Source organism: Methanobrevibacter curvatus (genome assembly GCF_001639295.1).
GTDB lineage: Archaea > Methanobacteriota > Methanobacteria > Methanobacteriales > Methanobacteriaceae > Methanoflexus > Methanoflexus curvatus.
Genome location: NZ_LWMV01000223.1, coordinates 1 through 9297, shown reverse-complemented (window position 1 = coordinate 9297; position 9297 = coordinate 1). Strand labels below are relative to the sequence as shown.

The 9297-nt window shown below is 24.6% G+C and carries 7 protein-coding genes and 1 pseudogene; 6 read left to right on the top strand and 2 right to left on the bottom strand.

Going from position 1 to position 9297, the window contains the following annotated elements; all coding sequences use genetic code 11:
* Positions 1-506: 506 nt before the first annotated feature.
* The 5 genes and pseudogenes from dnaJ to rhuM all read left to right on the top strand — a co-directional run bounded on the left by dnaJ (position 507) and on the right by rhuM (position 4696).
* Positions 507-1664 (top strand): molecular chaperone DnaJ, encoded by a 1158-nt coding sequence (dnaJ, locus tag MBCUR_RS09525; RefSeq protein ID WP_067092702.1) that lies wholly within the window; start codon positions 507-509, stop codon positions 1662-1664.
* A 414-nt stretch (positions 1665-2078) separates the two neighbouring features.
* Positions 2079-2312 (top strand): hypothetical protein, encoded by a 234-nt coding sequence (locus MBCUR_RS09520; RefSeq protein WP_067092700.1) that lies wholly within the window; start codon positions 2079-2081, stop codon positions 2310-2312.
* 395 nt (positions 2313-2707) lie between these two features.
* On the top strand, positions 2708-3058 hold the full coding sequence (locus MBCUR_RS09515; RefSeq protein ID WP_067092699.1) for a nucleotidyltransferase domain-containing protein: 351 nt from the start codon (positions 2708-2710) through the stop codon (positions 3056-3058).
* A 27-nt stretch (positions 3059-3085) separates the two neighbouring features.
* Positions 3086-3271, top strand: a pseudogene (locus tag MBCUR_RS11105) (HEPN domain-containing protein); the annotation flags it as partial.
* A gap of 423 nt (positions 3272-3694) precedes the next feature.
* Positions 3695-4696: a virulence RhuM family protein gene (gene rhuM, locus MBCUR_RS09510; RefSeq protein ID WP_067092697.1), complete on the top strand. Its 1002-nt coding sequence runs from the start codon at positions 3695-3697 to the stop codon at positions 4694-4696.
* A 70-nt stretch (positions 4697-4766) separates the two neighbouring features.
* Here rhuM and MBCUR_RS09505 read toward each other — a convergent pair whose 3' ends face one another.
* Both MBCUR_RS09505 and MBCUR_RS09500 read right to left on the bottom strand, forming a co-directional pair.
* Positions 4767-6158 carry an MATE family efflux transporter gene (locus tag MBCUR_RS09505; RefSeq protein WP_245637310.1) on the bottom strand — a complete coding sequence of 464 codons (1392 nt, stop codon included), beginning with the start codon at positions 6156-6158 and terminating at the stop codon, positions 4767-4769.
* Positions 6159-6458: 300 nt separating this feature from the next.
* Entirely contained in the window at positions 6459-6947 is a 489-nt protein-coding gene (locus tag MBCUR_RS09500) for a MarR family winged helix-turn-helix transcriptional regulator (protein ID WP_084269703.1), read from the bottom strand.
* A 581-nt stretch (positions 6948-7528) separates the two neighbouring features.
* Between MBCUR_RS09500 and MBCUR_RS09495 the strand changes: the two genes are divergently transcribed.
* Positions 7529-9001 (top strand): YhgE/Pip domain-containing protein, encoded by a 1473-nt coding sequence (locus MBCUR_RS09495; protein WP_067092695.1) that lies wholly within the window; start codon positions 7529-7531, stop codon positions 8999-9001.
* Positions 9002-9297 lie beyond the last annotated feature (296 nt).

Genomic DNA, 9297 nt, shown 5'->3' with positions numbered 1-9297 from the left:
CTTTTAATATTTTTTAAACAATATTTTTTTAAATTTTATAAATTTTATATATAAAAATTAATTTATTCACTTATTTTATTTATTTAATTTAACATATATTTATTTAAAATGAGTTTATTATAATAATTATATAAAGTAAAATTTAAAAATATAGTATAAATAATAATTTTATTAATTTATTATTAAATTTTTTAACTATCAATTTTTAGTTTTTATTAAATATTAATTATTAGTTTTTATTAAATATTAATTATTAGTTTTTATTAAATATTAATTATTAGTTTTTATTTATGTATTAAATTCATTTACTTATTAAAATATTAGTGCATTAAACTTATTTAGTGTATTAAATTTACTCATTGCATTAAGTTTATTAAATTTATTTATTTTATAATTTTTATCAATTTTTAAATGTTTTTGGTTTAATAGTTCAAATATGAATTTTAAAGAAATTCAAAATATTATTTTTAATTTATTCTTATATTTTCTTCAATTTAGGTGAATTAATGGCAGAAAAACGTGATTACTACGAAATCCTTGGTCTTGATAAAAATGCAGACCAAAAAACAATAAAAAAATCTTACAGAAAGCTTGCAATGAAATACCATCCTGATCAAAATCCAGATGATAAAGAGGCAGAGGCTAAATTTAAAGAGTTAAGCGAAGCTTATGCAGTATTATCCGATAATGAAAAAAAGCAAAAGTATGATCAATATGGACATGCAGGAATGGAAGGTTTTACAAATGAGGATATTTTTAGAAATGTAAATTTTGAGGATATTTTCCAAGGCTTTAGTGGTCAAGGTGGAGGATTTGAAAGTATTTTTGACATGTTTGGATTTGGAGGTGGCTCAAGAAGACGTCAATCTCCTCAAAGAGGTTCAGATATTTTAAAAGATGTTACAATTACTTTAGAAGAAGCTGCCACTGGCATTGAAAAGGAGATTAAAATAGCTCATGATGTAATTTGCCCTGTTTGTCATGGTTCTAAATCAGAACCAGGTTCAAATCCTGAAAATTGTAAGGTTTGTGGTGGAACTGGTCAAGTGAAAGAAGTTACCAACACATTTCTTGGACAAATGGTAAATGTTACAACTTGTCGTGTTTGTCGTGGAGAAGGTAAAATTATTACAGATCCTTGTAAAAAGTGTCATGGTAAAGGTAAAATTAAAGAAAACACTACAATAAATATTAAAATACCTGCAGGAGTTGAAGATGGCTCAAGAATTGTTGCTCGTGGTGAAGGCAATGCTGGAGGAGAAAATGCTCCTAATGGAGACCTTTATGTATTGGTGAATATTAAAAACCATAAGGATTTCCAAAGAAATGGAGCAGATCTATATTATGACAAGCAGGTCAGCTTTGTTCAAGCATCATTAGGGGCTAAAGTAGAAGTTCCAACTATTAATGGTGCTTTAGAATTGAACATTCCTTCAGGCACTCAAAGTGAAAGTGTTTTTAGATTAAGAAACCAAGGAATGCCTATTTTACATAGAGGATCTAAAGGAAACCTTTATGTTACAGTTAAAGTTGTGGTTCCTCAAAAGCTTTCTGAAAAACAAAAACAGCTATTGGTTGAGTTTGCAAGTATTTCCGGCGAAGAAATTGATAAAATTGAAAAAGGTTTCTTTGACAAATTTAGAGATGCTGTAAATCATAAATAGCTTTTTTATTTCTTTTTTTATATATTTTTATATATTTTTTTATTTTTTTGATTTAATTAATTGATATGTCAAGTATTTATTTACTTTTTTAAAAAGATTTTTTTCACCTAATATTTTCTTTAATATTTGAAGTTCTCCCATTGAAATTTTGCATATGATTAATAAAAAATTGGTTTTAAATAGTTTTAATTTATTATATTCTTAATCTTAATTTGTTTAGTAAAATAATACTTGATAACTTAATAATTTATACTTGAAGGTTCATTTATAAATAATTTCAATTTTTTAATGAAAACAATGACATTTTGAAAAATATTTTTCTTAAGTTGACAGTATTAAAATCTTTTAGAAAATTTTAAATGCCATATTTAATAAATAAAATAAATATTAAACTGTTTATTTTGAGAGAATATTATGCCTAATGTACAAATCTCTGAAAATACTTATAAAAAAGTGAAAAATATAACTATTGAGAATGGAACAACTGATAATGAAGTAATAAATAATTTTCTTGAGGAAAAAATAGATGAATGTAATACATTAGATTGTGAAAAGTTAATGGAGGAGTTAAACACTTTAGATAAAGAAATTGATGATGGTAAAGGCATTGTTTTGGATGTTGATAAACTTGAAGAAAGATATTTATAAAATAATCATTACAAAAAAGCAGATCGTTCTTTAAAGAAGATAAGTAAACAGGATAAAAAAATACTCGAAAATTGTTAGAGGTCATTAAAAATTTAAGTGTTAATTTTGATGGTAAAATTAAGGAACAACATTTCTTAAATGAACTACCAGAGGAATTAACTGAGTAGACAACAATTGATTCTCATAAATATGAATTCAAAGATATTGGAAAACCAAATAACCTAGATATTTCTGGAATAGATTTTAGTTAATATTCATGTATATTTATTTTTACAAATTTAGTAATGTTCATAGTTTAAATAAAAAATTTTTTAACTTGATAGAATTGAAATTTGATAGATAAATTTATCAATATAAAACTTTATAATATGCTATTAAGTATCATGGTGAAGTATATGATTCAAAAAACTCAAGCTTTAAAACCAAAAAGTTCTAACAATAAAAAACAAATAGCTATTGATTTTGCTAATTCATTAAACAACCTTGAAATCGAAAAAATAATCTTATTTGGATCTGTTGCTCGTGGTGAGGATAATGAAGATTCAGATATAGATATCCTTATTGTAACTTTTAACATTGGTGATGATTTAAAAATTGAAGATGAAATTTATGGAAAGACATTTGACATACTTCTTAAAACAGGTGAATATTTATCTGTAAAAATGATTGATAGCGAACATTACAAACAATATATAAATTTTTCTTTTTACAAAAATATTGAAAAAGATGGTATTTTAATTGGATGAAGAAGTAAAAATAATTTTGAAAAATCATTAAAACTTTTAAAAGTTGCTGAAAAGAATTATAACGACGAATTTTATCCTAATTATATCAATAGATTATATTATGCTGTTTTTCATGTTACTAAATCATTGTTGGTTAAAAAAAGAATAGTTACTAAAACACATGATAGAACTATTAAGAAGCTTATTTTTATAAATCTAATTTCAGACAAGTAAGTACATTAATGATATTTTTTTGATTGTTTCAAGTGACAGGCAATTAATAGTGCAAAAATCTAAAAAGAGATAGATTGGGATTGAACTGTGATTTTAGCATGACTAATTTTTTTATAAATCTTTTAAATATTAAGATAAACACCATAAAGAAGACATAAAGAAGACTTTAAAAAAATAGAAAAACAAGAAAAACTGTGAGGATTACTTTTCAAATGCTCTTGGAAAAAATATAATACATATTTAAATCAATATTAATGTAGACAACATTTGAAAATGCATATTTTAAGATTTATATCTCTTTAAAATTTTTATTTATTAAGATATTAAAATAACAAATAAAGAAGAGGCAAATGAATAAGCAAAAACAATTCAAAAAGCCCAATATTCTTAGATTGGATATTTTAAAAGTTATTTGGTGATTAAATGGAGAAAAATGAATTTGAAATTGTAGAACATTTATTATATATCGGAGATGAAGGTGCTGTAAATATTGAAGTTATCCTTGGCGAAGAAACAGTATGGGCTAATTTAAATCAATTATCGACTCTTTTTGCTAGAGATAAATCTGTTATTTCAAGACATATAAAAAATATTTTTGAAGATGGAGAATTAGAGAAAGATTCAGTTGTTGCAAAAATTGCAACAACTGCAAAAGATGGAAAAAAATATCAAGTAGCTTTTTATAATTTAGACATGATAATCTCTGTAGGTTACAGGGTAAACTCTAAAGAAGCAACTCAATTTAGAATATGGGCTACCAATATTTTAAAGGAATATATCATTAAAGGTTATGTTTTAGATAAAGAGTTATTAAAAAAAGGTGGAAGGTTTACTAAAGATTATTACGATAAATTATTAGAGGATATAAGGGAAATTAGATCCTCTGAACGTCGATCATATGAGAAAATTACAGATTTATATGCTACAAGTTATGATTACAATAAAAATGCTAAATTAACTAAAGAATTTTTTGCAAGTGTACAAAATAAATTACATTTTGCAGTAACAGGTAAAACAGCTCCAGAGTTAATTAAAGAGCGAGTAAATATTAATAAGCCACATATGGGTCTTGAAATTTGGGAAAATGCTCCAAATGGCAAAATTTTACAAAGAGATGTTTTAATAGCTAAAAATTATTTAAAAAATGATGAAATTTCAAAACTTAATAGAATAGTGGTTATGTTAATTGATTATGGTGAAAATCAAGCATATGAGAAGCGACCAATGTCTATGAAAAACTGGATTAATGAAGTAGACAGATTTTTAGAGTTTAACAGATATGAGCTATTAAAAGACAAAGGTAAAGTCACTAAAAAAGAAGCAGATAAAAAAGCCATAAATTCTTATAAAAAATTTAAATTATTACAAGATAAAAGCTATAAATCTGACTTTAATGAATTTTTAGAAGAATTTGACTTAAAATAAAAATAGCTATTTAAACCTATCCTTATTTTCAATTGTTTTTTATTTATCTCATATAAACACTAAGTAACTGTTAATTGTCATCATTTTGGTGAGAAGATTTAACTGATTTATTTATAAATATTTTGGCCCATATATAAGCAATGGCTACACCAATTACCCCTCCAAGGCTCAATCCCCACCATACTCCTGTTATTCCCATATTGAAAAGTATTGCAAATAAATATGCAAATGTTGATAGGAAAACAAAGGAACGAAGAACAATTATGACTAAGGAAGTCATACCTTTTCCAACTCCTTGGAAAGTAGAGGTTGAAATCATACCAAAAGGAATTGTAATAAAATATATGGACATTATTCTTAAAAATGCAACAATTCCTGGAATTAACTGAGCATTAGCCTCACTGTATGCAAATATAAAAGCTATTTGTTCAGCAAAGATAAAAATTAATATAGCAATAATTATAGCTATTATTAGACCTAATTTAATAGAGTAATTAAAAGCAGTTGACATTTTTTTATAATCTTTAGCACCATATCCTACTCCTATTACTGTTAAAACAGCTGTACCTAAACCTAAATGAGGTATTAGAACCATTAACAAAACACGCCAACCTGATGTGAAAATAGCTACACCATAATTTCCTGCAACAATGACAAGAATTAAATTTAACACAATTGACAATATTGCCATTACTAAAGTATCAGCTGAAGCAGGTAATCCTACATTTAATAAACCTTTAATTATTTTATTGGAGTATTTAAAATCTTTCCAGCTAAAAGAAAGATATGTGCTTTTTTTAATAAATAACCAGTAAGCAATTACAATACAAGAAATCAGTGCAGATACTACTGTAGCCCATGCAGCTCCAGCCATTCCCCAATTAAATGTATAAATAAATATAGGGTCTATAACAATGTTCAATATTGCAGTTATGGCTAAAGTATACATTGCACGATTAACATCTCCTTCTGCTCTAAGTACTCCTGCTCCTACATTAGAAAACAAAAACACAAAAATTCCACCAAAAATGATATAACCATAGTCAAGTGCCATATTTATAGAAGTTCCAGCACCCATTATTAACAATAAATCTTTAAGGAAACATATTAGGACAATTGCCAGTATTACAGATATTACTACAGTTAATAGAATTGAATGAATAGCTGAATTATCTGCTTTTTGCTTATTTTCAGCACCTATGTATCTAGCTATTAATGAATTTGCTCCTGCTCCAAGACCAGTTCCTAAACCTACAACTACCATAAATAAAGGTGTTGCAAATCCTAATGCAGCTAAAGCTTCTGTTCCAAGCCCTGCTATCCATATTCCATCAGCAAGATTGTAAGCCATTGTAAGAAATGTAGCTACCATCATTGGCCAAGCTAATTTTCTTATAGCTCTTTTTGGATCTCCTTTTAATAAATCAATATTACTATGGTTCTCATTTTCATTCATACCCATTTTTGGTTTCTCCTAATTTCCACATATTATAATCAATTTTTATCAGAATTTTTCTTTTATCAGAGTTAAGATGCCCCATGATTAATTTCATTAGGAAATAAACCTCTTTAAAATTGATTTAAATTAATAAATAATTATTTAAGTAGAAATTAATAATTTATTAAGCATTATTTAGCTAAATAAAATTCTAATTAATGCCTATAATAAACTTTAGAAATTTAAAATCACTTTTATATTATCTAAAATTTAAAATTTTTAATTGAGGGACAGCCTCAAATATTATTTTTTATCAAAATCTGATTATTCTTTCATAATTTCAATAGACTTTAATGACAACATTCTAATTTTTTTCATAAATTCTTTTTTTTCAAAAGAACTAAATTCATTTAAAAGCTTATTTTCCCAGTGATTATTTAGTTTTTCAATTTTTAAAGCAACTTTTCTACCTTTTGGAGTGAAAAAAATTATATATTTTCGTCTATTTTCCTCAGATTTTTTTCTTTCAACAAACCCTTCATCTTCCAATTTTCTCAATGCAATAGCTACAGTCCCTTTATCTATAAATAAATCATTAGCTAAATCATCTTGAGAGATGTTTTCTTTGTTTAACAAATGTAAAATAAAAGGAATTTGACCTGCAGTTAAATTAAATCTTTCAATTAAATGATTTAAATGAGTATTGTGAGTTCGATATATAATAGATATTAAAGCAGCTAAAGGAAAGTTATCATTGTTATTCTCCTTATTATTAGAATTATCATTCTGATTGAAATTCATTTCATACTTCATTGTGATTTTACTCCATAAGTATATAATTTGTAATTATAAACATAATTGGAACAACAACTATATTAAATGATTCATCATATATAAATGTTGTGAATACAACAGTTGTATTTACAATTATAAAAAATAGTTATTATTAAAAATAGCTATTACCAAAAAACAGTTATTATAGTCCTGAAAGAAAAGATTCTAATCAATGTTTTATTGGAATATCAATCTATTTCATAAATATAAGTTGTTATTATCTTTAATTTCTAAAATAATCTTTAATAATTTTATTATTAAAAAAATATATATTATAATTGTTTAGTTTGAGAAATGAATGAATATAAAATTTTTTAAAAAATATCATTACTTATAAACTTTATTTTCAGGACTATATTAAAAAATAGCTATTAAAAATGAGAAAGAATATAAAATTAAGCAAACTATAAGCTACGTTTCTACAGTTAAATCAACAATGTTGCGATTAGATCAAATATCTCATTAAATTAAAATATTTTATTAAATTAAATTTAAATAATATAAAAAACTAACAAATTATTAATCCTGTAATTTTTATAAAATTGCTTAAAGTGGATACTATGATAAAAAAAATTATTAAAAAAGATATTAAAAACATTTTAAATCCTATAATACTTCTTGTATTCATTGTGATAATTATTGTACCTTCACTTTATAGTTTGGTGAACATTGTTGCATTTTGGGATCCATATAATAACATTGATCAACTTAATGTAGGAATAGTCAATGAGGATAATGGATATATTGGAAAAGAACTTGTAAATAGCTTAGAAAAAACTAAAGATTTGAATTTTGTTTCAACAAATTATGAAAATGGCTATAAGAATTTAAATAGGGGGTCGTACTACGGACTAATGATAATACCTAAAAATTTCACCAAAAGTATTGAATCAATCAACACCTCAAATCCATATCACGGAGATATTCAATTTTTAACCAATGGTAAAACAAATATGGTGGCAAATAAAATAATGACCAGTGGGGGTATTGAAATACAAAAAGAAATCAATGATAAAATAGTATCCACAATAGCTGGAATAACATTTGGTGAAGGAAAGAACATAAGTGATCTTAGTATGCCAAAAATAAACTCATATGAATCAGAAATGAATACTATTAACAATTATTTAAGTAAATCTTATACTCTCTCAAAATTAGTATACAAAGATGCTAAAAAGGTAATAATCTATGTTAATAAAACTAACCACTCTGAAAAATTACTTAAAACATTAACCAATGATTTGAATAAGTTAAATAATAAAATTAACAATTTTAACAATCAAAGAATCTTATTTGAAGATGATGTTAACTATTTTAATGAAAACTATTATCCTTTGCTAGTTAAAATTTCAAAATATAATACTCTTAGTGTTGAAAATTACTTTAATTCTCCAGTAATCATTAATAATACTGATATACACCCATTAAAGTCTTATGGTGATGGAATTGCACAATTTTACATACCATTAAGCTTATTTATTGGAAATTTAATCCCACTTGCAATGTTTTCACCAAGAGTTAAAGGTTTAAAAGTTAAACCATTTCAAGAATATCTAGGTAAACTAGCACTATTTGGGCTAATTTCTGTTTTACAATCTACAGTGTTAACAATAGGGCTAGTGATAATTAATGTGCAATATTTTAACCCTTTTATGCTTATTATATCGAATATTTTCATAGGATTATGCTTTACAATATTTATTTACTCTTTGGTATCTAGCTTAGGCAATAGTGGAAAATTTATTACAATATTAATGCTTGTTTTTCAAATTGGTGGTAGTGGAGGAATGTATCCTATACAGCTATTACCAAAATTTTTCCAAATAATTCATTTTATACTGCCTATAAGTTATGGAGTGAATATAATCCGAGAAAATGTTGCTGCTCCTTTAGTAGATGTCTTGATAAGTAATGCATTAATATTGTTAATATTTCCAATATTTGGAGTAATATTTACATTAATAATAAAGCCATTTCTTCAAAAAAAGATTAATGATGTAGAGAATATCCTTGAAAAATCAGAGCTATTCTAATAAGAAGAGTTATTCTAATAAATTTTATCCATAAATATAATGAAAACTATTAATTGGTTATTTTCTTTTAATTGACTATTTTTATTATAGGTATTTTTATTTTAATCAAAAATACCTTGAAAATATTTTAAAAATTTGAATCAAGAAAAGCATTTGATTCTATTAATAATCATAACAATTTAAGAGGCTGTACAATGATTATTTTTTAAAAACAGATATTTAATTAAAACATGTTAAAACCTATTAAAAATATTAATACATATTTTTACTAAATAGCTATTAATATTAGTTAAAAT